Origin of the sequence: Streptomyces sp. NPDC050528, from assembly GCF_044457795.1 — a bacterium.
In the GTDB taxonomy this organism is placed as follows: domain Bacteria; phylum Actinomycetota; class Actinomycetes; order Streptomycetales; family Streptomycetaceae; genus Streptomyces.
The window spans coordinates 694,315-716,212 of the sequence record NZ_JBITHH010000002.1 but is presented as its reverse complement, the minus strand read 5'-3'; the positions used below and the strand labels follow the sequence as shown (position 1 = coordinate 716,212).

Sequence of the window (21,898 nt, the reverse complement as noted above, 5' to 3'; positions counted from 1 at the left end):
CCTACGAGTCACCCCTCCTGCGGGTACCGCACCCCGATCCGCTCCCGCACCGCGTCCAGCGTCCGCATCACCGCGAGGGTCCCCTCCAGCGGCACCAACGGCGACTCGGTCTCCCCGGCCCGCACCGCCCGCATCACCTCGGACGCCTCGTGCCGCAACGTGTTGCGCGGCCCGTCCGCCGGGTCGAGCACGAACTCCTCGGGGTCGCGCCCGTCCCGGTGCAGCACAAAGCGGTCGGGGTGGAAGAAGCCGTCCGGGATGTCGATCCGCCCCAGCGAACCGGTCACCGACGCCGAGGTCCCCGTACCCCCGACGATCGAACAGTGCAGCGCGGCCAGCGCCCCGCTGTCCCACGAGAACAGCGCCGCCGTCTGAAGATCGGCCCCTTCAGGCGAGAGCACGGCCGACGCCTTGATGTCGGCGGGCTCACCGAGCAGCAGATGCGCGAACGACACCGGGTACACCCCGAGGTCGAGCAGCGCGCCGCCGCCCTGCGCCGGGTCGCGCAGCCGGTGCGAGGGCGGGAAGGGCCCCGCGAGCCCGAAGTCGGCCTGGACGGTGCGGACTTCACCGATGGCACCGTCGTCGACAAGAGCCTTGAGCCGCCGTACGAGCGGATTGCAGTACATCCACATGGCCTCCATCAGGAAGCTGCCGTGCTCGCCCGCCAGTGCCACGAGCTCGGCGGCCTCGCGGGAGTTCAGGGTGAAGGCCTTCTCGACGAGGACGTTCCGCCCGGCCTCCAGACAGAGACCGGCCGCCGTGCGGTGCGCCGAGTGCGGGGTGGCGACGTAGACGACATCGATGTCCGCGTCGTCGGCCAGCGCGGCCCAGTCGCCGTAGGCCCGCTCGATCCCGAACCGTTCCGCGAAGGCCTTCGCCGAGGACTCCGTCCGCGAGGCCACCGCGACCACCTCGGCGTCCGGCAGATCGACGAGGTCCGCCGTGAACGCGGCGGCGATCCCACCGGTCGCCAGGATCCCCCAGCGCACCTTCTGCTCCGTCATCGCGGCCCCACCCTCGCTCACCAGACCCTCGCCACCTTGTACGAGCTGAGAGCATAGGTGCCGGATCACTCGGAGAGGGAGGGGCACATGCCCGAGCAGGGGGCGCAGGCGCCGAGCGTGTCGCAGTCCGTCGTCGTACCGTCGCCGAGGTCGACCCGTCGCGCGGGCCTCCTCGTCGTCCTCATCCTGGGCGGCCTCACGGCGACCCCGCCGCTGTCGATGGACATGTACCTTCCCGCGCTTCCGGCGGTCACCCGCTCCCTGCACGCGCCGGCCGCGACCGTTCAACTGACGCTCACCGCCTGCCTCGCGGGCATGGCGCTGGGGCAGCTGGTGGTGGGCCCGATGAGCGACAAACTCGGCCGCAGACGCCCGCTGCTGACCGGCCTGGCGGTCTACGTCATCGCGACCGCCCTGTGCGCGATCGCGCCGAACGTGGAGTCGCTGGTCGCCTTCCGGCTGATCCAGGGCCTGGCGGGCGCGGCCGGGATAGTGATCGCGAGGGCGGTGGTCCGCGACCAGTACGACGGCGTGGCGATGGCCCGCTTCTTCTCCACCCTGATGCTGGTCTCGGGGGTCGCCCCGATAGTCGCCCCCCTGGTAGGCGGCCAGATCCTCCGTGTCACGGACTGGCGAGGCGTCTTCGTGACCCTCACGGCCGTAGGCATCCTGCTGACCGCACTGGTCTGGCGCCGCCTCCCCGAGACCCTCGCCCCGGCCGACCGCCACGCGGGCGGCACCGCGGAGGCCCTCCGCTCCATGCGCACCCTCCTCGCGGACCTCCCCTTCACGGGCTACATGCTCACGGGCGGCTTCTCCTTCGCCGCGCTGTTCGCGTACATCTCGGCGTCCCCCTTCGTCGTCCAGGAGATCTACGGCGCGACCCCACAGACCTTCAGCCTGCTCTTCGGCATCAACTCGGTGGGCCTGGTGGCAGTGGGCCAGATCAACGGAAAGCTGCTGGTGGGCAGGGTCTCGATGGACAAGGTCCTGGGCGCGGGCCTGGCGGTGGTGGTGCTGGCGGCGACGGCGCTGCTGCTGATGGCGACGGGAGCGTTCGGGAAGGTGGGCCTGGTCCCGGTCGCGGCGGGCCTGTTCGTCCTGATGTCGGCGATGGGCGTGACACTCCCCAATGCCCAGACCCTGGCGCTGATGCGCACGCGTCACTCGGCAGGCTCCGCGTCCGCGCTGCTGGGCACGTCATCCTTCCTGATAGGCGCGGTGGCGTCCCCGCTGGTAGGTATCGCGGGGGAGCACACCGCCGTCCCGATGGCGGTCGTCCAACTGGTGGCCGCACTGGTGGCGGTGGCCTGCTTCGTGGGAATGTGCCGTCCCTGGAACACACGTACGACTGCGGAGGGAGTGGGGAGCTGAGCGCCCCGAGACTGCGCCACGACACCCCGGAACGGGCGGGCCTCGACCCCGAGGAACTCCGTCACCTGGTCCGGGAGGTCCACGACCTCACCACCGGCGACCGCCCCTGGGCGCCGGCCACCGTCGTGGTCGCCGGCCGCGGCCCGGTGATCGCGGTGGAGGAGGCGGCGGGCTGGGCCGTACGGTATGCGGCCTACGACCCCGAGACCGACCAGGGCGTCGAACTCCCGCCGGAGTCCCGCGTCCCGACGAGGGTGGACACCCCCTTCGACCTGGCTTCCGTGACCAAGCTGTTCACGGCGGTGGCCGCGATGCAGCAGATCGAGCGGGGCACGCTGGGCATGGACGCGCGGGTGGGCGCGTACCTGCCGGACTTCCGCGCGGCCGCCCGCCACGGGATCACCGTCCGCCAGCTCCTCACCCACACCTCGGGTCTGCGCCCCGAACTCCCGCTCTACGACTGCGCGGACGACACCGAGCGCCTGTCGATGCTGCGAAGGGAGGCGCCGGTCGGGAAGCCGGGCGAGTACGTGTACTCGGACCTGAACCTGCTCCTCCTCCAGTTCGTCCTGGAACGCATCAGCGGCCGCACGCTGGATGTCCTCATCCACGACGGCATCACCCGTCCGCTGGGGATGACGTCGACGGACTTCGGCCCGTGCCCGGGCGCGGCGGCGACGGAGGACCAGCGGCGGCCGTGGGCGAAGGCGGACCGGGGGATGTTGCGGGGCGTCGTCCACGACGAGAACGCGTGGGCGTTGGGCGGCGTGGCCGGCCACGCGGGTCTGTTCTCGACGGGCCGGGACCTGGCGATCTTCTGCCGGACGTTGCTGGCGGGGGGTTCGTACGGCCCGGCCCGCATCCTGGGATCGGACTTCGTGGAGCTGCTGCTGACCCCGCCGGGGCTGGGCTTCGGGGTTGATCAGGCTTGGTTCATGGGGGAGTTGGCGGGGCGGGGGGCGGCCGGGCATACGGGGTTCACGGGGACGTCGGTGGTGCTGGATCCGGCTACGGATACGTTTCTGGTGCTGCTGGCCAACACCGTGCATCCGCGTAGGCGGGGGGCGGACAGTGGGCCTCGGGCGGCGGCGGGGACGCGGGTTGCTCGGGCTGTTCGGGGGTGAGAGAGGGGGGAGGGGTGGTGCCGGTTGTGTTGTTGGGTGCGGGTCCGGTGGGGGCTGGTCGCGCCCCGCGGCGGAGCCGCTGATGTCACAGCCCCGCGCCCCTTCGGAAGCGGGGCGGTGTTGGAGAGGTGCGGGTGGTTTGGGCTTGGCTTACTGACGCGGGGGCGGGCGAGCGTCTTTGAGCCGAGCTCCTCCATTGCCCCGTCATGGGTGGTGGGTGGGCATAGGCCTCGGGGGTCTGGGGGCGGAGCCCCCAGGGACCTCGGCACCCACCCCGGGCAACTTAGAATCAGCGGGTGAACGACCCCGTTGCGCCCGCCGAAACCCTCCGTACTGCTCTGGCCCGGTTGCTCGACGGGCTTCCGCCCAGGCAGGCCGCCGGGGCTGTCGAGCGGCTGATCGCCAATTACCGGGGGGTCACCCCTACCGACGCTCCGATCTTGCGGGACCGGGCGGATGTCGCGGCCTACGCGGCGTATCGGATGCCGGCGACCTTCGAAGCCGTACGGTCCGCGTTGGACGCGTTCGCCGATGCCGTACCCGCGTGGGTTCCGGACGGGCACCTGGACGTCGGCGGCGGAACCGGCGCCGCGACCTGGGCCGTAGCCGCGACCTGGGACGGTGACCGCCCGGTGACCGTGCTCGACTGGGCCGAGCCCGCGCTCGCCCTGGGGAAGGAGATCGCCGCCGCCAACCCGAGCCTGCGCAACACCAGTTGGCGGCGCGCACGCATCGGCTCCGCGCTCACCCTCGACCCCACCGACCTCGTCACCGTCTCCTACGTCCTCAACGAACTCACCGCCCCCGACCGCACCGCCCTCGTGGACGCCGCCGCCTCCGCGGCCCAGGCGGTCGTGATCGTCGAGGCGGGCACCCCGGCGGGTTACGCCCGCGTCATCGAGGCCCGGGACCGCCTCGTCGCCGCCGGTTTCCACATCGCCGCCCCCTGCCCGCACAGCGCCGCCTGCCCGATCGCCCCCGGCGAGGACTGGTGCCACTTCTCGGCGCGGGTCAGCCGTTCGTCCCTGCACCGCCAGGTCAAGGGCGGTTCCCTGCCGTACGAGGACGAGAAGTTCAGCTACGTCGCCGCCGCCCGCTTCCCCGTGGACCCCGCCCCCGCCCGCGTCGTACGCCGCCCGCAGATCCGCAAGGGCCAGGTACTCCTCGATCTCTGCGAGACCGACGAACAACTGCGCCGCACGACGGTCACCAAACGCCACGGCGATCAGTACAAGGCGGCACGGAACGTGAGCTGGGGAGACCCCTGGCCGGAAAAAGCGTGACACTTCCGCCGAAACCGTCACACGTGTGTCTCGTCCCACCCACCCCGGATACGAGGTCCCGCCTCTTGGGGCGCAGGATGGTGGGACCATAGGGGAAGTTCTCCGCACAACGGCAGGGCAACACGCGGCGGCAGGGCTTCGCACGACGGCAGGGCACGACGGCAAGACGGCAAGGCGACAACAGCAGGGCGAGGAGATAGATGAGCGCGACGTTCGGTGGCCGGAGCGGTCGGCAGGGCAAACTCTCCTCGTGGCTGCGTGGACGCCGCCCGCAGGAGGCCCCCGACGACGGCGGCGGACGCGAGGCGCTGCTGCTGGCCGCCGCCGAGGCCGGGCTGCCGCTCGCCCCCGCCGCGCACCCGGCCCCGGGCTACCGATGTTCGTGCGACCGCGTCGGCTGCCCCACCCCGGCCCGCCACCCGGTGTCGTTCGCCTGGCAGACGCAGTCCACGACCGACCGCGCCCAGATCGAGCGCTGGGCCCGCCACCAGCCGCAGGCCAACTTCATCACCGCGACCGGCATGGTCAACGACGTCCTGGACGTCCCACTCGAAGCCGGCCACGAGGCCCTGGAGCGGCTGCTCGCCGCCGGTGTCGAGGTCGGCCCGGTCGCCGCGAGCGACGACGGACGGCTGCTCTTCTTCACCCTCACCCGCGGCACCCCCGAGGACGAGGACGAGTGGTGGCCGTGCGAATTGGACTGCCACCCCGAGACGATGGACGAACACCCCGGCCTGCGCTGGCACTGCCGCGGCTCCTACGTCCTCGTCCCCCCGGCCCAACTCCCCGGTGAGAACCAGTCGGTTCACTGGGTACGCGGCCCCGAGCACCCCCTGCCCGACCCGCTCACCCTCCTCGAAACCCTCACGGACGCCTGCGCCCGGCACGCGGGAGCGGAACCGGACCACGCGAACTCCGCCTGGCCGCTGGGCCGTTGACCCCCTGAGGTCAGCCGCCCTGCACGGAGCTCAGCCGCCCTGCGCCGAGGTCAGCCCCTCGATCCGCCCCAGCACCGACACCTTGCCACCCCGCTTGGGGTCCAACGCGACCTCGTTGGAGACGAGTTGAAGGGTGAGGGACTGCTCCACCTCACCCGTCGTCAGCGCCTGGACGTCCTTGCTCTGGGCCGGCACCGTCGTGCCCTCCGCCGCGGTCTCCTTCTGGAAGTACCGCGTGGTGAAGAACACCAGCGCCCCGCCGTCCGCCGTACGCAAGGCCAACGGCGCGTAGTCACCGCTCGTCAGCGGCTGGTCGAGGAACTGCACGGCCAGCCCCGGCTTGGTGGCCTTCGCCCGGTCCGCACGCCACCCACTGGTGTGCGTCCCGTCCGCGAAGGCGGTCCCGCCACTCTTCAGATACGTCGCATAACTCTGGCTCAACTCGCCAGGCGCGACGGCCAGTTCGGTCGAGTCCGCGGGCACGGCCTCGGCCCAGCCGTCCTTGTCGGTCTTGAACTTCGGTACGGCACTGGGCGCGAGCAGCGTGAGATACGCCACCTGCCACGGCTCGGAGAGGTCGTTGCGCGTGAAGACCAGCAACCACCGGGCCGCGCCACCCTTGTTGGCGGCGGTGTCGGCCACGAACCAGCGCGGCCAGCCGGCCTTCTTCGGGATGGTGAACTTCGCGTCCGTCAGCTCCAGCGGCGAGTAATTCGCGTTCCCGGACGGCGAGTTGGTGTGCCCCGCCTTCAGCCGCGCCGCGTCGATGTCACTGAGCGCGCCGGTGACATGAGCGGCGTCCAGGGAACTGTCGTACGCCTTGTCCGCCGCGTTGTACGCGGTCGTGAACTGCTGGAGCGCCGTGGCGGCCTCGGCGCGGGTGGTGGCCGGGAGAACCTCCCGCTCCCCGTGGACCACCACGCAACCGCTCGCCGTCAGCGACAAAGCGGTCACCGAGGCCGCTATCAGTACGCGCCGGTCAAGCCTGCGGAGCCTTCGAGGGCTGCGATCCCTGCTCATCAGGTGTCTTCACCTTCCCCTTCCCGGAGGCGAACCCTACCGGGGCGAAGAACAGGGTGAGCGTGGGGATCAGGTACAGCAGCCACACCGTGATCTGCAGGACGGTCGGGTCCGGCTGGAAGTTGAAGACGCCCTTCAGGAGGGTGCCGTACCAGCTGTCCGGCGGGATCGTGTCACTGATGTCGAAGGCCACGTTCGTCAGGCCCGGGAGCCAGTCGGCCTCCTGCAAGTCGTGGAAGCCGTACGCCAGTACACCCGCGGCCACGACGACCAGCATCGCCCCGGTCCACGTGAAGAACTTCGCGAGGTTGATCTTCAGCGCCCCGCGATAGAACAGCCACCCCAGGAACACCGCCGTGGCCAGCCCCAGTCCTACGCCGACCAGCGGACGCGGGGTGCCGTCGCTCGCCGCGTGCACCGACGCCCACACGAACAGCGCGGTCTCCAGGCCCTCGCGGCCGACGGCGAGGAACGCGGTGGCGACCAGCGCGCCCGTGCCCATCGCGAGGGCCGCGTCCAGCTTGCCGTGCAGTTCGGTCTTCAGGTGCCGGGCGGTGCGCCGCATCCAGAACACCATCCACGTCACCAGACCGACCGCGAGGATCGACAGGGACCCGCCGAGCGCCTCCTGCGCCTGGAACGTCATCTCCTGCGAACCGAATTCGAGCGCGCACCCGAACCCCATCGCGATGAGCACCGCGACGACGATGCCGATCCAGATCGGCTTCAGCGCGTCGCGCCGTTCGGTCTTGACCAGATACGCGATCAGGATGCAGACGACGAGACTGGCTTCCAGCCCCTCGCGCAGACCGATCAGATAGTTCGAGAACACGGTCTACGACTCCTTCGCGTCCTTGGAGAACAGCGTGCTGCCCCACCAGTCGTCCTTGTCGCGGACGCCCGGCGGAACGGCGAAGACCGCCGAACCCACGTGCTGGATGTACTCGTTGAGCGCGTCGGACGCCGACAGCTTCCGCTGCAGCGGGATGAATCCCTTGCGCACGTCACGCTGGTAGGCCAGGAAGAACAGGCCCGCTTCGAGCCGGCCGAGACCGTCGGTGCCGTCGGTGAAGGAGTAGCCCCGGCGCAGGATGGTGACCCCGCTGTTGGAGTCGGGATGCGCGAGCCGCACATGCGCGTCGGGCTTCATCGCCTTCAGGAACGGCGCGTCGTGCTCCTTGGCCTTGCCGACCGGCGCGCCCTCGCCCTTGTCCCGCCCGAACACGTCCTCCTGCTCCTGGAGCGACGTCCGGTCCCAGGTCTCGATGTTCATCCGGATCCGCCGGGCGACGAGATACGAACCCCCGGTCATCCAGGCCGAGTTGGCGGCGTTGTCACCCTCGCCGACCCACACGAACTTCTTCAGCCGGTCGGTCTCGGTCCCCGCGATGTTGCGGGTGCCGTCCTTGAACCCCATGAGATTGCGGGGGGTTTGAGCCCCCGGGGTCGTCGACGAGGTCTTCCCGAACCCGAGTTGGGACCACCGGATGGCGACCTTGCCGAACCCGATGCGCGCCAGGTTGCGGATCGCGTGCACGGCGACCTGCGGATCGTCCGCACAGGCCTGGACACAAAGGTCCCCACCCGTACGGGACTTGTCGAAGTTGTCGCCGGGAAACTGCGGCAGATCGACCAGCGCGTCGGGACGACTGCCACTCAGCCCGAAGTGCTCGAAGAACGACGGCCCGAAGCCGATCGTCAGCGTCAGCCGCGAGGGTTTCAGCCCCAGCGCCTCACCGGTGTCGTCCGGCGGCGCCTCGGCGAGCCCGCCGTAGGCCCCGTCACCGACCGCGTGCCCACCGGTCATCCGCCGCGCGGCGGCCGTCCAGTCCTTCAACAGCTGCACGAACTCGGCGCGGTCGTCGGTCTTCACGTCGAACGCGGCGAAGTGCAGCCGGTCCTGCACGGGGGTGGCGATACCGGCCTGGTTGGCGCCGTGGAAGGCGACCGCGGCACCGGTGTCGGCACCGGCCGGATCGACGTCGTCGCCGACCCGGGTCATCGCCACCGCACCACCGGCCGCGACGGCACCGAGCGCGAGCCCGGCACCGCCCCAGCCGATGAGCGAACGACGGGACGGCGAACCGCTCTCCTGGACTTCGCTTTCCTGAACGTCGGTCATCTCAGGCCTACTTCACGACGGCGGCGGCGAGCTTGGACAGCGGCTCCGCGAGGGCGTTGACGGCGTCCGACAGCTCCTTGCGCTGGTCCGCGGTGACCTTGTCGTAGGACACGAAGCCGTCCGAGGTCGAGGTCGAGCGGTACTTGTCGAGCAGCGTGTTGAGCGCCGCGAACTGCTTGTCCAACTCGGTGGTGAGGGCCGCGTCGTTCTTCTGCGCGACCGGCTTCAGCAGTTCGTACGCCTTCTGCGCGCCCTCGACATTGCCCTTGAAGTCGCTCAGGTCGGTGTGCGAGTAGCGGTCCTCCTCACCGGTGACCTTGCCGGTGGCGACCTCGTCGAGGAGTTCCTTGGCACCGTTGGCCATGGAGGTCGGGGTGATCTCGGCCTTGCCGACGCGCTTCTGCCAGTCCTTCAGATCGGTGACCAGTTCGGCGGCGAGGGCCTTCTGCTCGGCACCGATCTTCTTGTCCTGCCACAGCGCCTTCTCCAACGCGTGCCAGCCGGTCCACTTCTGGCCCTTCTCCAGGTCGTTGACGCGGGTGTCGGTCTTGGGGTCGATGTCCCCGAACGACTCGGCGATCGGCTCGGTGGCCTCCCAGCCGTAACGGGAGGGCGCGTAGGCGTTCTTGGCGGCGGTGAGGTCGCCCGCCTTGATGGCGTCGGCGAAGGTCTCCACCTTCGGGATCGTCGCGTCGGCCTGCTCCTGCGCGTACTCGCGATAGGCGGCGACGGCGGCGTCCAGCTTCGGATCCCGCTTGGCGACCGAGCCACCGGTGACGGTGAGCTTCTGCCGCACACCGTGCCCCTTCATGCCGGGCCGGCAGGCGATCTCGTACGACCCCGCCTTCACCTCCGCGGTCAACGTGTACTTGGTGCCGGGCCCGATGTTCTCCTTCTCGGAGACGATCCGGTCGTCCGGGAAGAGGATCTCCACCTCGGTCGCCTTGGAGCCGGTGTTCTCGATCTTCAGCGTGACCTGCCCGGCCGGGATCGACTTGCTGGAGGTCGTGCACTTGGAGTCGGCCGCGGTCACCTGGATCGCGTCGCCGTCCTTGGCGTCGCTCTTCGCGGTGCACGCCGTGACGGCGGTCAGGGCGGCCGCGGCGGCGACGGCGGTGGCGACGGGAAGTCGGACGGCACGCATGCAGGCTCCAAGCGGAAGGGTGTGACGAGGTGATCGGATAGGGCAGTGTGGTGAGGCTGCCCTAACTTACCTGAGGCTTACCTCAGTCATACCCGCCCGGTCCGGCATTCACTGCCCACAGAAAAATCACAGACACGGCTTGATCTCGACGGCGAAAAACAAACACCAAGGGAAGGTCAAAGACAGGTCAAGTGGACCGTTTGGGCGTCACGACGACCGCCCCCGTGCGCGGATGCGGAAACACCTCGACCGCCTGGTCATAGACGTCCGACAACAACTCCTCGGTGAAGACGACTCCTGGTGGCCCGTCGGCGGCGACACGACCGGCGCGCAGAATCGCGACCCGGTGCGCGTAGGCGGCGGCCAGCGCGAGATCGTGCAGCACCACGACCACCGCGTCCCCCGCGTGCGCCCTTTCCCGACACAGCCGCAGGACCAGTTCCTGATGCCGCAGATCAAGCGCGGCCGTCGGCTCGTCCAGCAACAGCAGAGGCGCCCGCTGAGCCAACACCCGCGCCAGCGCGACCCGGGCCCGCTCCCCACCACTGAGCGCGGAAAACGGCCGCAGCGCAAAGCCCGCGACCTCCGCCCGCGCCATCGCATCCGCTACGGCGACCTCGTCCTCGGCGGGGCTGGTGGCATGCGGCGCCCGCCCCATCCGCACGACGTCCTCGACCGTGAACGGAAAGGAGAGCGCGGCCGCTTGAGGAAGCACGGCCCGCCGCAGGGCGAGTTCGGGCGCGGACCACTCCGCAGCGGCCCGCCCGTAGATCCGGACGACCCCGGCAGACGGCACCAGATCCCCGGCGAGGGCCGCCAACAGGGTCGATTTCCCAGCCCCGTTGGGCCCCGCAAGCGCGAGCACCTCCCCGGCACGGACGGGCACGGAAACACCGTGGAGGACGGCGCGCCCGCCGAGTTGGACGTGCAGGTCTTCGGCCTCGGCGAGGAGATCTCCCGGTTCGACGGGGGAGGGGGGTACGGCTCGGCTACGGAGGAGTCTCATACGCGGGCTCCTCGGGTGGGAGGGGAGAGGACGGCTCGGCACCGCCGGGACGGTTCGCCGGGGCTGAACGCCGTTGCGGCGGAGGAGAGTTGGCGGGTGGTGGAGAGTTGGCGGGTGGTGGAGAGGGGGCGGCTGGTGGAGAGGGGGCGGAGGCGGAACGGGGTGGCGGCGAAGTACAGGCCAGCGATAAAGGGGCGCGGGGAACTGCGCGACCAGCCACGGACGGCCCGCACCCCCCAACGCACATGCAGCGGCACTCTCGACCGGGAAACGGAAGAGAATCTCCGGCACCCTGGAGCAGCGCCGATTGGGCCGGCGTTAAAGGGGCGCGGGGCTGCATCTGATGTGCGGCTACCGCCGCGTGGGCGCGACCAGCCACAGATGGCCCGCACCCCCCAACGCGCATCCCGTGGCAGCCTCGACCGGGAAACGGAACAGGAACCCCGGCAACCTGGAACCGCAGCCACCAAGCCGTTCCCTGAGACCTGGCTCACGCCCAACCCCCCTGCCCGCGCCGCGTCCTCCGCAGCAGCCAGAAGAAGAACGGGCTGCCGATCAACGCGGTCAGGACACCCAGCGGAAGTTCCGCCGGCGCCGCAACCGTCCGCGCCGTCAGATCCGCGGCCAGCAACACCAACGCACCGAGCACCGCACTGCCCGGAATCAGGAACCGGTGACCGGGCCCCGCCACCATGCGGAGCAGATGCGGCACGACCAGCCCCACGAAACTGATGATCCCGGAGACGCTGACCGCCGCCGCCGTGAGGAGCGCGATGACCAGCACCAGGACGATCCGAAGCCGCTCGACGTCAACTCCCAAGTGACGAGCGGGGCGTTCACCGAGCGCGAGGAGGTCCAGCCGCCCGGCGTAGAGCGGCGCGAGGCTCAGACCCAGCACCGCGCACGGAAGGATCGCGAGGACCTTCGGCCAGGTCGCCTGCGAGAGCGAACCGAGCTGCCAGAAGGTGATCTGGTTGACGGCAGCCGTGTCCGCGAAGAACAGGAACAGCCCGATCAACGCCCCCGCGAACGCGTTCAGCGCGATCCCGGTGAGGATCAACGTCACGACCTCCGTACGGCCGCCCGAACGTGACATCGCGTAGACGAGCAGCACGGCGCCGAGCCCGAAGACGAACGCCACCGCCGACACCGTCCACGTCCCGAGGAAGTCGAGCCCGAACGCGATCACCGCGACCGCCCCCACCGCCGCCCCCGAGGACACCCCGATGACCCCCGGCTCCGCGAGCGGATTCCCGAACACACCCTGCATCAACGCCCCCGCACACCCCAGCGAGGCCCCCACAAGCAGCGCGAGCACGATCCGCGGGAAGCGCACGTTCCACAGGACCGACTCCGGTACCCGGTCCAGCGCCCGCCCACCGAGCCCGAGTTGGTGCTGCACCGACGCCAGGACATCCCCGGTCGGAATCGGATACGCGCCCAGTCCCGCAGCCACCGGCACCAGCACGAGCAGCGCGACCACCAGCCCGACGGTGACCATCCAGCCCGTACTGCGCCGTCTCCGTGCGGGAGTCGAGGCGGCGGTCGCCCCAACCCCCTTCTCCAGTACGGTCATTCGCTCCCACCCCCGTACAACTGGTCCACCAGCGACTTGAGCACTTGGTCCGTACGCGGCCCGTAGTTGAGAAGGACTCCGTCCTCGATCGACACGACCCGCCGGTTCATCCCGGCCGGGGTCTGCGCGACCCCGGGGATCTTCACCAGCCCGTCGATACCGCCGACCGACTCAAGTCCCTTGGTCATGACGAGAATCGCGTCCGGCGCGGCCTGCGCGAGCGCCTCCGTGGTGATGGCGGTGAAGTCCTTCTCCAGTCCCGACTCCGCACCCGCGTCGACCGCGCCGGCCGCCTCCAGGAGCGAGGTCGCCCCCGACCCCTTGCCGCCGATCAGATACACGGACGCGGACCCGCGCAGATACAGGAACGCGACCCGAGGCTTCTCCTTGTGCCGAGGAATCCCCTTGCGGACAGCGGCGATCCGGTCCTCCGAGCGCTTGGTCAGCTCCTTCCCGGCGGCCGGTACCCCGAGCGCGTCGGCCACCGCCTGGATGCGCGGACCGACGTCGGAGAGCCCCTTCGCCGGGTCGACGACCAGGACCGGAATGCCGGCCGCGCGGATCTGACCCATCGCCTCGGACGGTCCGGTGGTGGTCTCCGCGAGGACGAGATCGGGCTTGAGGGACAGCACACTCTCCGCCGAGACGTCGTGGTTGCGGGTCACCAGGGGGAGTTTCGCGGCCTGTTGGAAGGTGGCCGTGATGTCCCGGGCCACGACCCGGTCACCGAGCCCGAGCGTGAACACGATCTCGCTGAGGCTGCCGGAGAGCGGGACGATGCGCCGCGCGTTCTTGACGGTGACCTTCTTGCCGTCGGCGGACCGGACGGTGACCGGGAGTCGGGGGACCGGGGTGTCGGTCAGCGGTTCGACACGGTTGGCCGGTGCGGAGGACTTCGCCGGGGCGTCGGTCGCTGAAGTCGCCGCGCCCCCGCATCCGGTGAGCGTGAGCGCGAGCACGGACAACAGTGCTCCCGCCAGTCGTGTGCGCAAGCGTGGCACGGTCCCGTCCGTCTCTCTCGGCATCTCTCGACATCTCTCGGGCACTGTCGTTTCAGGTGAGGAAAGCTTAGGTTAGCCTTACCTTCGTTCGCTACCGGCAGTCGTCAACCGGAGGACCCACCCATGCCCGCGCGCCTGAAAGCCCTGGTCACCGTGTTGTGCGCGGCGATCCTGGGTGCCCTCCTCCCGACGGCCCTCGCCCACGCCGAGAGCCGTACCGTGCAGGGCGGCCGGCTCGACTGGGGCATCAAGTCCTCGTTCCAGAGCTATGTCACCGGGCCCATCGCGAACGGGAGTTACTCCCTCACGGGCGGCGCGGCGACCGTGGGCAGCAGTCAGTTCCGCTTCCCCTCGGCGACGGGTTCGTACGACGGCTCGACGGGCGCGTTCCGCTCGTCCTTCGCGGGCGGGGTGCACTTCGTCGGCCACAAGAAGACCGACGGCAGCTACGAACTCGACCTCGCCCTGAGCCGCCCCACGGTCCGCATCGCGGGCTCGACCGGCACCCTCTACCTGGACATCACGAGCAAGGCGAAGGGCACCGGGACGGTCACGACGTCCTCTCAAGTGCCCTTCGCCTCCCTCTCGTTGGGCGGCGTCAACATGAAGGGCGGCGGCAACGCGGTCGTCCTCAACAACCTGCCCGCGACGCTCACCGCACAGGGCGCGAAGTCCTTCGCCGGGTACTACACGGCGGGTACGGCGCTGGACCCGGTGAGCCTCTCGGCGGACGTGAAGGCGGCGGCCACGGCCAGGAAGACCGCCACGCCTACACCCTCCTCGACACCCACCAAGTCCGCCGCGAACAAGGGTGCTTCGGCCGGGACGATCGCGGACGGCGCCGTCGACTGGGGCGTACGCCGCACCTTCCGGGAGTACGTCACCGGGGACATCGCCAAGGGCAAGTGGACGTTGTCGGCCGGAGCCGAGGACGGCGGCGCCCTCTTCCGCTTCCCGGGCGGTGAAGGCACGTACAAGAACGGGGAGTTGACGGCCTCGTTCAAGGGTGCGGTGCGTTTCACGGGCGCCGAAGGCCTCGACCTGAAGCTCAGCGGTGTCCGGGCGAGCGTCGAGGACGGCAAGGGCACGCTCTACGCCGACGTCACCGGCACCGATGGCGCCGACGCCGACTTCACCGGCAAGAAGGTCCCGCTGGTCACCTTCACGGCCAAGGGCCTCAAGGCGACCAAGGGCCTGGTGAAGGTCACCGAGGCGCCCGCGAAACTCACCGCGCAGGGCGTGAAGGCCTTCGGCGGGATGTACCCGGCGGGCACGGCCATGGACCCGGTGTCGGTGGCCGTGGCCCTCACCGACGACGCGAAGCTGCCCGCGCTGCCCGACCTCGGCACCACACCCACCGCGAGCGAGACCCCGGAGGAACAGTCGGCCCACCCCTCGGTGTCCGCGGAGCCGGTGGCCGACAACTCCGGTGGCGGCAACGGCAGTTCGGCCGCGCTGCCGATCGGCCTGGCGGCCGGTGCCGTGCTGGTGGCGGCAGCGGTGTCGGTGCTCATCGTCCGCAGGCGCCGTAGCACTCCGGCGGCAGCCGAGGCCACCGCGTCCGAAGCGGACTAACCCCCTTACCCGGTCTGCCAGTTGGTGGACCATGCCCCCGAACTCAAGGAGAACCACGGCCATGCCCGTCAGACGCCCCCGACTTTCCTTCGCCCTCGCCGCGGCCGTCGCGACCGCCGCCGCGTTCGGTGCCACGGCGCTCGCCACGACCACCGCGTCGGCGGCCGAAGTCCCGCTCAGCGGCTACGAGTTGACCTGGGGCATCAAGCAGTCGTACCGCACCTACGTGAGCACGTACGCACAGGGCTCCTTCACCACCACGGACGGTGCCGCGCAGGCCGCGAACAACGGCGCGTTCACCTTCACCGACGGCACGGGCACGTACGACACCACCAGCCACGCCGTGCACCTGACCTTCAAGGGCACCGTCACCGCCAAGTCGACGCTGCACGGGTTCGTACGGGAGATGTCGGACTTCCAGTACGACAGCGCGGCGGGCACCCTCACCGCCGACCTCGTCGCGGACGGCGGCACCAAGCAGCAGGACGTGACGCTCGCGACGGTCGCCGCACCGACCAGCCAGGACCTGAAGGACCTGGCCACCACCCTCACCGCGGCGGCGGGCACGTTCCTCGGCAGCGACACGTACGCGAACGCGGCCGGTGACCCGCTGTCGGCGGTCAAGCCGGTGTCGACGACGTCCCCGACTCCGAGCACGCCCGTATCGCCGACGCCGTCGCAGCCGACGTCCCCGCCCGCGACCACCCCGCCGGCCACGACCACCCCGACCACCACGCCCCCCGGCAGCGCGAGCCCCTCGGACACCGTCTCCGAACCGGCCGCCACCAAGGGCGAGATCGCGGACGGCAAGCTCGACTGGGGCGTGAAGGAGTCCTTCCGCTCCTACGTCGTGGGCAGCGTCGCCAACGGCAAGATCACGACGTCGGACGGCGCGACCCAGGCGGCGGGCAACGGCGTCTTCACCTTCACCGACGCGACCGGCACCTACGACACCGACGCCGACACCCTCTCCGCCGCGTTCGAGGGCGCGGTGAACTTCAAGGGCCATGAGGACAACGGCACTTACGGCCTCGACCTCACCTTCACCGACCTCAAGGCGACCCTCGACAACGGCACCGGCGAACTGACGGCGGACGTGACGAGCCTGGGCGAGAAGGCCGAGGACGTGGTCCTGGCCGACCTGAAGGCGGGCTCGACGGACCTCACCGCGAAGGACGACGTCATCACGGTCGGCGACGTCACCGCGACCCTGACCGCAGCCGGCGCGAAGGCATTCGGCGGCTTCTACCAGACCGGCGCCGAACTCGACCCCCTCGACCTCTCGGTGGCCCTCACGACGGACGCGACCCTCCCCACGGACGGCTCGTCGTCGACGACCGGCACGGGTACGGGCTCCTCCGGCGGCACCGACAACTCCGGTACGACGGGCTCGACTTCGGGCGGCGGCGTCACCGGCTCCACGACGGGCAGCGTGAACGGCTCGCTGGCCTCGACCGGTTCCGAGATCCCGGCGGCGGCGCTGGGCACGGCGGCCGCGGTGACCGTGGCGGCGGGCGCGGGCGTGGTGTTCGCGATGCGCAGGCGCCGTACGGAGGCGTAAGACTGTGCCCCGTGGACACCAGGGGGCACAGAGAATTCCTGCCGGAGGACGGACTGGTGCTGGCTGTGACAGGTCGGCCCGGTCCGTCCCCGCTGCGTTTCGAGACGACGGAGGGCGGGCGGAGACTGCTGCGGCAGGGTGAACGACCCCTGGCGTTGGGCCGGTTGGACGGCGAAGGCTGCCGCCACGACCTCGCCTTGTACCGCTTCGACGGTTACAGCTCACCCCTGCCGCCGCTCCGCGCCGCGCAGCAGCGCACGGTCGTCAACTGGACGCACCAGTACGCCCGTTGGCTGGAGGACGCACCCAACGGCCCGCTGTACGACGGCCGTTGGGCCCTGACCCGGCGGTCGCACTTCTCGCCCGGCATCTGGACGACGGACTTCGTCCGGGACTGGCCGAACGGCACCCTGGAGCTGTACTGCGGCGGAGGCTGGCACGGCATCCTGCCCCTGCGCCGCCTCTCCCCGCCGGACGCCCCGCGCGTGAAGGCGTACCGCAAGCACGCCCGCGACGGCGCCCTCGCGCCGGTCCTGCTGTGGTGGGTGAGCTTTCTCGACGGCTGGCTGATCATCGACGGCCACGACCGTGCCGTAGCCGCGCTCGCGGAGGGTGCGCAACCGGTGTGCGTGGAGCTGCGCCCCGTACCCGACGACGAGGACTGGCACCGTACCGCCGCCGAACTGACCGAGGCACACGCACAGCATGCGCGATGCCTCGTGGACCGCCCCGCCCGCCAACTGGCGGCCCTGGAGCGGGGATTCGCAGATGCCCTGTCCTCGCTGCCCTACGCCGACGCCCCCACCCCCACCTGGCCCCTCCCCGGCGGAGCTGCGACCTGGGATGACCTCGCGGCCCGGGCGATGTTTGAATGCCCCCGTGACTGACTACGACGTACTGCGTGTCTTCTGCGGCCCCAGCGGCGGATACGGCAACGAACTCGGCGTCGTCCGCGAGGGTTCCGTCATGCCGGACCCGGACGAGCGACAGGTGTTCGCCGGGAAACTCGGCTTCAGCGAGACCGTGTTCGTCGACGACCCCGAGCGCGGAGTCATCGACATCTACACCCCGACCACCCGCCTGCCCTTCGCCGGCCACCCCTGCGTCGGCACGGCCTGGCTCCTGGACATCCCCGAACTGGTCACCCCCGCAGGCATCGTGGGCGCCCGCCTCGACGGAGAGTTCAGCTGGATCGAGGCCCTCCCGGAGTGGGCCCCACCCCGAACCCTCCGCCAGTACGCCACCGCCCCCGAGGTCGACGCCCTCCCCGTGCCCGCGCCCGGCGAGTGGATCTACGCCTGGGCCTGGGAGGACGAGGCGGCGGGCCGTGTCCGCGCCCGAGCGTTCCCCGGCCGTGACGACGGCATCCACGAGGACGAGGCGACGGGCGCGGCGGCACTCCTGCTGACCGACCAGTTGGGCAGGGCTCTCAACATCACGCAGGGTGCGGGGTCGCAGATTCTTACGGCGCCGCAGCCGGGGGGTTGGGTGGAGGTCGGGGGGCGGGTGTTCCTGGAGCGCTGACGGCTCCGTGACACCAACTCCTCCATAATGGCGGCCACTTCACCACGCAGGCCGGCAATATTCAGCCCGTCCGGCGTTTGAGGACGAGGCCCCTTCAGGGCCGATCGGGGGTCTGGGGGCGGAGCCCCCGGCAACGCACCCGCGGACAAACACTCAAGCCGAGAGCGGAAACTCCTCACCCAGAGCGCGGAAGACCCCCGTGTTCAACGCGAACGCCCGCTTGCACTCGGCCACGATCCGCTGCTTCTCCAGATCGTCGACCTGAACCCCGTCCAGCAGCTCCCGATACCCCCGCTTGAACGCCGCCGGATTCCCGATCCCCTCGAACACATAGAACCGCACCCCGTCCCCGCGCCGAGCGAACCCCCACGTCCGCTCCGCCTTGTCCCGGATGATCTGCCCGCCGGAGAGATCCCCGAGGTAGCGCGTGTAGTGATGGGCGATGTACCCGGCAGGCCACAACTCCGCGCACTCCCGCACCCGTTCCGCATACGCCCGGGTCGCCGGCAGTGCGGTCAACCCGGACCGCCACTCCGCACCCCGCAGATGCTCAAGGTCCCGCTCCAGCGCGGGCAGCCGGAACAACTCGGCCCGGATGAACGCCCCGGCCACCGGATCCGCCGCCAGCCGCTCGGCCCCGCTCTCCAACGCCTCGTAGACGAACCACAGTTGCTCGGTGTACCGGGCGTACGCGTCCACGCCCAGTCGCCCGCCGAGCAGATCGCTCATGAAGGTGGAGGTCTCGGCCTCCACGTGCTGTTCGTGGGACGCGGTGCGGATGACTGTCGAGAAGGAGTCCATGGGCCCTATCCTCTAAGGTAAGGCTTACCTAAGTCAACAGGTTTGCCGACACCCTGTCGGTAAAAGCGTACAAGAAGAGACCCGTCCTCGACGGAGTCGGCTGAGGACGGGTCCCGGGGTGCTGAGACAGGGCGCTACGGCAGGGTGAGGACCTCCGCCCCCGTCTCCGTCACCACCAACGTGTGCTCGAACTGCGCCGTCCGCTTCCGGTCCTTCGTGACGACCGTCCACCCGTCGTCCCACATGTCGTACTCGTACGTCCCCAGCGTCAGCATCGGCTCGATCGTGAACGTCATCCCGGGCTGGATGACCGTCGTCGCGTGCGGGCTGTCGTAGTGCGGGACGATCAGGCCGGAGTGGAACGACGAGTTGATGCCGTGGCCGGTGAAGTCCCGGACCACGCCGTAGCCGAAGCGTTTGGCGTACGACTCGATGACCCGGCCGATGATGTTGATCTGCCGGCCCGGCCTGACGGCCTTGATCGCCCGGTCCAGGGACTCGCGGGTGCGCTCGACCAGCAGCCGGGACTCCTCGTCGACGTCACCGACCAGGTAGGTCGCGTTGTTGTCGCCGTGCACGCCGCCGATGTACGCCGTCACGTCGAGGTTGATGATGTCGCCGTCGCGCAGCACCGTGGAGTCCGGAATGCCGTGGCAGATCACCTCGTTGAGCGAGGTGCACAGGGACTTGGGGAAGCCGCGGTAGCCGAGCGTCGACGGATAGGCGCCGTGGTCGCACATGTACTCGTGCGCGACCTTGTCGATCTCGTCCGTGGTCACCCCCGGCGAGATGATCTTCGCGGCCTCCGCCATCGCCCGCGCGGCGATCCGCCCGGCGACGCGCATCGCCTCGATCGTCTCGGGGGTCTGCACCTCCGGCCCGGTGTACGGGGTCGGCGCGGGCTTGCCGACGTACTCGGGACGACGGATGTTTCCGGGCACGGAACGGGTGGGGGAGAGCTCCCCTGGTACGAGCAGCGACTGGCCAGACATGCCAGCGAGTCTAACCAGCGGACATGGGGGAACATGGCCGTAGGGAAAGGAGCCGTTGATGGCCCTGTTCAAGAAGCGCACGGTCGGGAAGCCCGGCGAGTGGTACTACTGCCTCGAACACAAGAAGGTCGAGGAGGGGCCGGAGTGCCCCGCCAAGGACCGGTTCGGGCCGTACGCCACCCGCGCCGAGGCCGAACACGCGATGGAGACGGCCCGCGAGCGCAACCTGGAGTGGGAGAACGACCCCAAGTGGCACGACGCGGCCAAGGGGAACACCGACGACTGATCAGGCCCCGGCCGGGGTTGCGGAGGGAGAGGCCGGGGGCGGGGGAGTCGTCGCCGCGCGCTGCGCCTTCAGCCGTAGCGCGTGCTCGTCCGTCCTCGCGTCGTACGACATCAGCTTCGGAAGTCCTACGGCCAGCAGCCCCACCGCGCCCACGCACATCAGCCCGCCCGCCCACACCGAGGTCCGCACTCCGGACAGGGCGGCCATGCCACCGGATCTGACCTGGCCCAGTTGCGGGCCCACCGAGTAGGACAGCAACTCGATCCCGGCGAGCCGGCCGCGCAGCTCGTCCGGGATCGTCTGGTTCCAGATGACCCCGCGGAAGATGCCGCTGACCATGTCGCAGCCGCCCGCGACGGTCAGGAACAGCAGCACCAGCCACACGTTCCCGAACGCGCCCGCGCAGGCGATCGCCGCGCCCCACAGCGCCGCCGCCAGCACCACCATCCGCCCGTGCCGCTGGATCCGCGAGGTCCAGCCACTGGTCACACTCACCAGCAGGGCACCGGCCGGGACGGTCGAGTACATCAGCCCCAGCGCCCACGGCGCGTGCAGATCGTCCGCGAGGAACGGCAGCACGGCGAGCGGCATCGCGAAGAACATCGCGGCGAGGTCGATGGCGTAGGTCCCGAGGAGTTCCTTACGGCTCCACGCGTACCGGGCGCCCTCGGCGATGGACTTCAGCGACGGCTTCCGCGCCTGGTGGGCGCCGGGCGAGGAGGCGATCCGGAAGATCAGGACCACGGATATCGCATACGTCACGGTGTCCGCCGCGAACGCGTACGGCAGCCCCGCGAACGCCACGACCACCCCCGCCACCGCCGGTCCGGTGACCCCGCCGACCGTCCAGCGCAGGGAGTTGAGCGCGGAGGCGGCCGTCATGTGCTCGTGGGCGACGATCCGCGGCCACAGCGAGTCCAGGGCCGGCCGCTGGATCGCGCCGAGCACGGAGGTCAGCGCGGCGATCACATACAGCGGCCACAGGGCAGGCCGCGGCACCAACGAGTTGAACAGCAACGCCCCGCACAGCACGCCCAGTCCGACCTCGGTCCACACGATCAACTTCCGCTTGTCCCACGCGTCGGCGAGCGCACCGCCGTAGAGCCCGAACACGATGAGCGGCACCAACTCCACGGCCCCGACCGCGCCCACCGCCGCGGCGGAGCCGGTGAGTTCCTTGATCTGCACCGGGAGCGCGACGAACGTCAGAAAACTCCCGAAGTTGGAGATCAGCCCGGCCAGCCAGAGCCTGCGGAAGTCGGCGGAGGCGTGCCAGGGGGTTAGGTCGGGGAGGAGGGTGCGGAGGGTACGGAGGCGTGTGGGGGGATCGGCGGGGGGTTCGCCGGGGGGATCGGTGCGGTCGGTCACGAGGGGCAATGGTCGGGGTGGGGGGTGGGGGTGGCAAGCGGATTTTTGTGGGGGGTGGGGTTGGGGGCCGGAGTTTGTGGGGGTGTTGGTGGGGTGGGGGAGTCGGTCGGCGGGGTGGGTAACTGGCAGGCGGGTGGCGAGTGGCGGGCGGGCCAGCAGGTGAGTGGGTGGTCGGTGGCTGGGTGGTGTGGGGAGT

General features: G+C 70.4%; 20 protein-coding genes. 9 read left to right on the top strand and 11 right to left on the bottom strand.

Annotated features, from left to right (window positions below):
- Positions 1–8: 8 nt before the first annotated feature.
- Positions 9–1,007 carry a Gfo/Idh/MocA family protein gene (locus ACIBK4_RS10530; protein WP_398994075.1) on the bottom strand — a complete coding sequence of 333 codons (999 nt, stop codon included), beginning with the start codon at positions 1,005–1,007 and terminating at the stop codon, positions 9–11.
- 87 nt (positions 1,008–1,094) lie between these two features.
- Here ACIBK4_RS10530 and ACIBK4_RS10525 point away from each other — a divergent pair, with 87 nt between their 5' ends.
- From ACIBK4_RS10525 to ACIBK4_RS10510, 4 genes are all read left to right on the top strand, one after another.
- On the top strand, positions 1,095–2,381 hold the full coding sequence (locus ACIBK4_RS10525; RefSeq protein WP_398994073.1) for a multidrug effflux MFS transporter: 1,287 nt from the start codon (positions 1,095–1,097) through the stop codon (positions 2,379–2,381).
- Complete coding sequence (locus ACIBK4_RS10520; protein ID WP_398994071.1) at positions 2,333–3,505, top strand: serine hydrolase domain-containing protein; 1,173 nt, start codon at positions 2,333–2,335, stop codon at positions 3,503–3,505. The genes ACIBK4_RS10525 and ACIBK4_RS10520 overlap by 49 nt, the downstream gene beginning before the upstream one ends.
- A 296-nt stretch (positions 3,506–3,801) precedes the next feature.
- Positions 3,802–4,788, top strand: a complete 987-nt coding sequence (locus tag ACIBK4_RS10515) for a small ribosomal subunit Rsm22 family protein (RefSeq protein WP_398994069.1) — start codon at positions 3,802–3,804, stop codon at positions 4,786–4,788.
- Positions 4,789–4,988: 200 nt separating this feature from the next.
- Positions 4,989–5,726, top strand: a complete 738-nt coding sequence (locus ACIBK4_RS10510; protein ID WP_398994067.1) for a bifunctional DNA primase/polymerase — start codon at positions 4,989–4,991, stop codon at positions 5,724–5,726.
- A gap of 30 nt (positions 5,727–5,756) precedes the next feature.
- Here ACIBK4_RS10510 and ACIBK4_RS10505 read toward each other — a convergent pair whose 3' ends face one another.
- The 7 genes from ACIBK4_RS10505 to ACIBK4_RS10475 all read right to left on the bottom strand — a co-directional run bounded on the left by ACIBK4_RS10505 (position 5,757) and on the right by ACIBK4_RS10475 (position 13,619).
- On the bottom strand, positions 5,757–6,746 hold the full coding sequence (locus ACIBK4_RS10505) for a hypothetical protein (RefSeq protein ID WP_398994065.1): 990 nt from the start codon (positions 6,744–6,746) through the stop codon (positions 5,757–5,759).
- Positions 6,706–7,578 carry an iron uptake transporter permease EfeU gene (gene efeU / locus ACIBK4_RS10500; protein WP_398994063.1) on the bottom strand — a complete coding sequence of 291 codons (873 nt, stop codon included), beginning with the start codon at positions 7,576–7,578 and terminating at the stop codon, positions 6,706–6,708. Before efeU ends, ACIBK4_RS10505 begins: the two co-directional genes overlap by 41 nt.
- A 3-nt stretch (positions 7,579–7,581) precedes the next feature.
- Positions 7,582–8,868, bottom strand: coding sequence for an iron uptake transporter deferrochelatase/peroxidase subunit (efeB, locus tag ACIBK4_RS10495; protein WP_398994061.1), 1,287 nt, complete (start codon positions 8,866–8,868; stop codon positions 7,582–7,584).
- Positions 8,869–8,875: 7 nt separating this feature from the next.
- On the bottom strand, positions 8,876–10,012 hold the full coding sequence (gene efeO / locus ACIBK4_RS10490) for an iron uptake system protein EfeO (protein WP_398994059.1): 1,137 nt from the start codon (positions 10,010–10,012) through the stop codon (positions 8,876–8,878).
- Between the two features lie 187 nt (positions 10,013–10,199).
- Positions 10,200–11,018, bottom strand: a complete 819-nt coding sequence (locus ACIBK4_RS10485) for a heme ABC transporter ATP-binding protein (RefSeq protein WP_398994057.1) — start codon at positions 11,016–11,018, stop codon at positions 10,200–10,202.
- A 490-nt stretch (positions 11,019–11,508) separates the two neighbouring features.
- Positions 11,509–12,594, bottom strand: a complete 1,086-nt coding sequence (locus tag ACIBK4_RS10480) for a FecCD family ABC transporter permease (protein ID WP_398994055.1) — start codon at positions 12,592–12,594, stop codon at positions 11,509–11,511.
- Positions 12,591–13,619, bottom strand: coding sequence for a hemin ABC transporter substrate-binding protein (locus ACIBK4_RS10475; protein WP_398994053.1), 1,029 nt, complete (start codon positions 13,617–13,619; stop codon positions 12,591–12,593). Before ACIBK4_RS10475 ends, ACIBK4_RS10480 begins: the two co-directional genes overlap by 4 nt.
- 99 nt (positions 13,620–13,718) lie before the next feature.
- On the opposite strand from ACIBK4_RS10475, the gene ACIBK4_RS10470 reads away from it, so the two are divergent.
- From ACIBK4_RS10470 to ACIBK4_RS10455, 4 genes are all read left to right on the top strand, one after another.
- Positions 13,719–15,170 carry an HtaA domain-containing protein gene (locus ACIBK4_RS10470; protein WP_398994051.1) on the top strand — a complete coding sequence of 484 codons (1,452 nt, stop codon included), beginning with the start codon at positions 13,719–13,721 and terminating at the stop codon, positions 15,168–15,170.
- Positions 15,171–15,231: 61 nt separating this feature from the next.
- Positions 15,232–16,731 carry an HtaA domain-containing protein gene (locus tag ACIBK4_RS10465; RefSeq protein WP_398994049.1) on the top strand — a complete coding sequence of 500 codons (1,500 nt, stop codon included), beginning with the start codon at positions 15,232–15,234 and terminating at the stop codon, positions 16,729–16,731.
- Positions 16,732–16,742: 11 nt separating this feature from the next.
- On the top strand, positions 16,743–17,618 hold the full coding sequence (locus tag ACIBK4_RS10460) for a hypothetical protein (protein WP_398994047.1): 876 nt from the start codon (positions 16,743–16,745) through the stop codon (positions 17,616–17,618).
- Positions 17,611–18,255 carry a PhzF family phenazine biosynthesis protein gene (locus tag ACIBK4_RS10455; protein ID WP_398994045.1) on the top strand — a complete coding sequence of 215 codons (645 nt, stop codon included), beginning with the start codon at positions 17,611–17,613 and terminating at the stop codon, positions 18,253–18,255. The genes ACIBK4_RS10460 and ACIBK4_RS10455 overlap by 8 nt, the downstream gene beginning before the upstream one ends.
- A gap of 153 nt (positions 18,256–18,408) precedes the next feature.
- Here ACIBK4_RS10455 and ACIBK4_RS10450 read toward each other — a convergent pair whose 3' ends face one another.
- On the bottom strand, positions 18,409–19,056 hold the full coding sequence (locus tag ACIBK4_RS10450; RefSeq protein ID WP_398994043.1) for a heme oxygenase (biliverdin-producing): 648 nt from the start codon (positions 19,054–19,056) through the stop codon (positions 18,409–18,411).
- Positions 19,057–19,190: 134 nt separating this feature from the next.
- Positions 19,191–20,048: a type I methionyl aminopeptidase gene (gene map / locus ACIBK4_RS10445; RefSeq protein ID WP_398994041.1), complete on the bottom strand. Its 858-nt coding sequence runs from the start codon at positions 20,046–20,048 to the stop codon at positions 19,191–19,193.
- A 58-nt stretch (positions 20,049–20,106) separates the two neighbouring features.
- Between map and ACIBK4_RS10440 the strand changes: the two genes are divergently transcribed.
- Positions 20,107–20,334, top strand: a complete 228-nt coding sequence (locus ACIBK4_RS10440) for a hypothetical protein (RefSeq protein WP_033281960.1) — start codon at positions 20,107–20,109, stop codon at positions 20,332–20,334.
- Here ACIBK4_RS10440 and ACIBK4_RS10435 read toward each other — a convergent pair whose 3' ends face one another.
- Positions 20,335–21,702: an MFS transporter gene (locus tag ACIBK4_RS10435; RefSeq protein ID WP_398994038.1), complete on the bottom strand. Its 1,368-nt coding sequence runs from the start codon at positions 21,700–21,702 to the stop codon at positions 20,335–20,337.
- Between the last annotated feature and the right edge of the window lie 196 nt (positions 21,703–21,898).

What these genes read in the sequence shown, in the direction of transcription:
- ACIBK4_RS10530 (WP_398994075.1), bottom strand. Translation starts at nt 1,007, where the DNA reads ATGACGGAGCAGAAGGTGCGCTGGGGGATCCTGGCGACCGGTGGGATC.
- ACIBK4_RS10525 (WP_398994073.1), top strand. Translation starts at nt 1,095, where the DNA reads ATGCCCGAGCAGGGGGCGCAGGCGCCGAGCGTGTCGCAGTCCGTCGTC.
- ACIBK4_RS10510 (WP_398994067.1), top strand. Translation starts at nt 4,989, where the DNA reads ATGAGCGCGACGTTCGGTGGCCGGAGCGGTCGGCAGGGCAAACTCTCC.
- ACIBK4_RS10505 (WP_398994065.1), bottom strand. Translation starts at nt 6,746, where the DNA reads ATGAGCAGGGATCGCAGCCCTCGAAGGCTCCGCAGGCTTGACCGGCGC.
- efeB (WP_398994061.1), bottom strand. Translation starts at nt 8,868, where the DNA reads ATGACCGACGTTCAGGAAAGCGAAGTCCAGGAGAGCGGTTCGCCGTCC.
- efeO (WP_398994059.1), bottom strand. Translation starts at nt 10,012, where the DNA reads ATGCGTGCCGTCCGACTTCCCGTCGCCACCGCCGTCGCCGCCGCGGCC.
- ACIBK4_RS10485 (WP_398994057.1), bottom strand. Translation starts at nt 11,018, where the DNA reads ATGAGACTCCTCCGTAGCCGAGCCGTACCCCCCTCCCCCGTCGAACCG.
- ACIBK4_RS10480 (WP_398994055.1), bottom strand. Translation starts at nt 12,594, where the DNA reads ATGACCGTACTGGAGAAGGGGGTTGGGGCGACCGCCGCCTCGACTCCC.
- ACIBK4_RS10475 (WP_398994053.1), bottom strand. Translation starts at nt 13,619, where the DNA reads ATGCCGAGAGAGACGGACGGGACCGTGCCACGCTTGCGCACACGACTG.
- ACIBK4_RS10470 (WP_398994051.1), top strand. Translation starts at nt 13,719, where the DNA reads ATGCCCGCGCGCCTGAAAGCCCTGGTCACCGTGTTGTGCGCGGCGATC.
- ACIBK4_RS10465 (WP_398994049.1), top strand. Translation starts at nt 15,232, where the DNA reads ATGCCCGTCAGACGCCCCCGACTTTCCTTCGCCCTCGCCGCGGCCGTC.
- ACIBK4_RS10450 (WP_398994043.1), bottom strand. Translation starts at nt 19,056, where the DNA reads ATGGACTCCTTCTCGACAGTCATCCGCACCGCGTCCCACGAACAGCAC.
- map (WP_398994041.1), bottom strand. Translation starts at nt 20,048, where the DNA reads ATGTCTGGCCAGTCGCTGCTCGTACCAGGGGAGCTCTCCCCCACCCGT.
- ACIBK4_RS10440 (WP_033281960.1), top strand. Translation starts at nt 20,107, where the DNA reads ATGGCCCTGTTCAAGAAGCGCACGGTCGGGAAGCCCGGCGAGTGGTAC.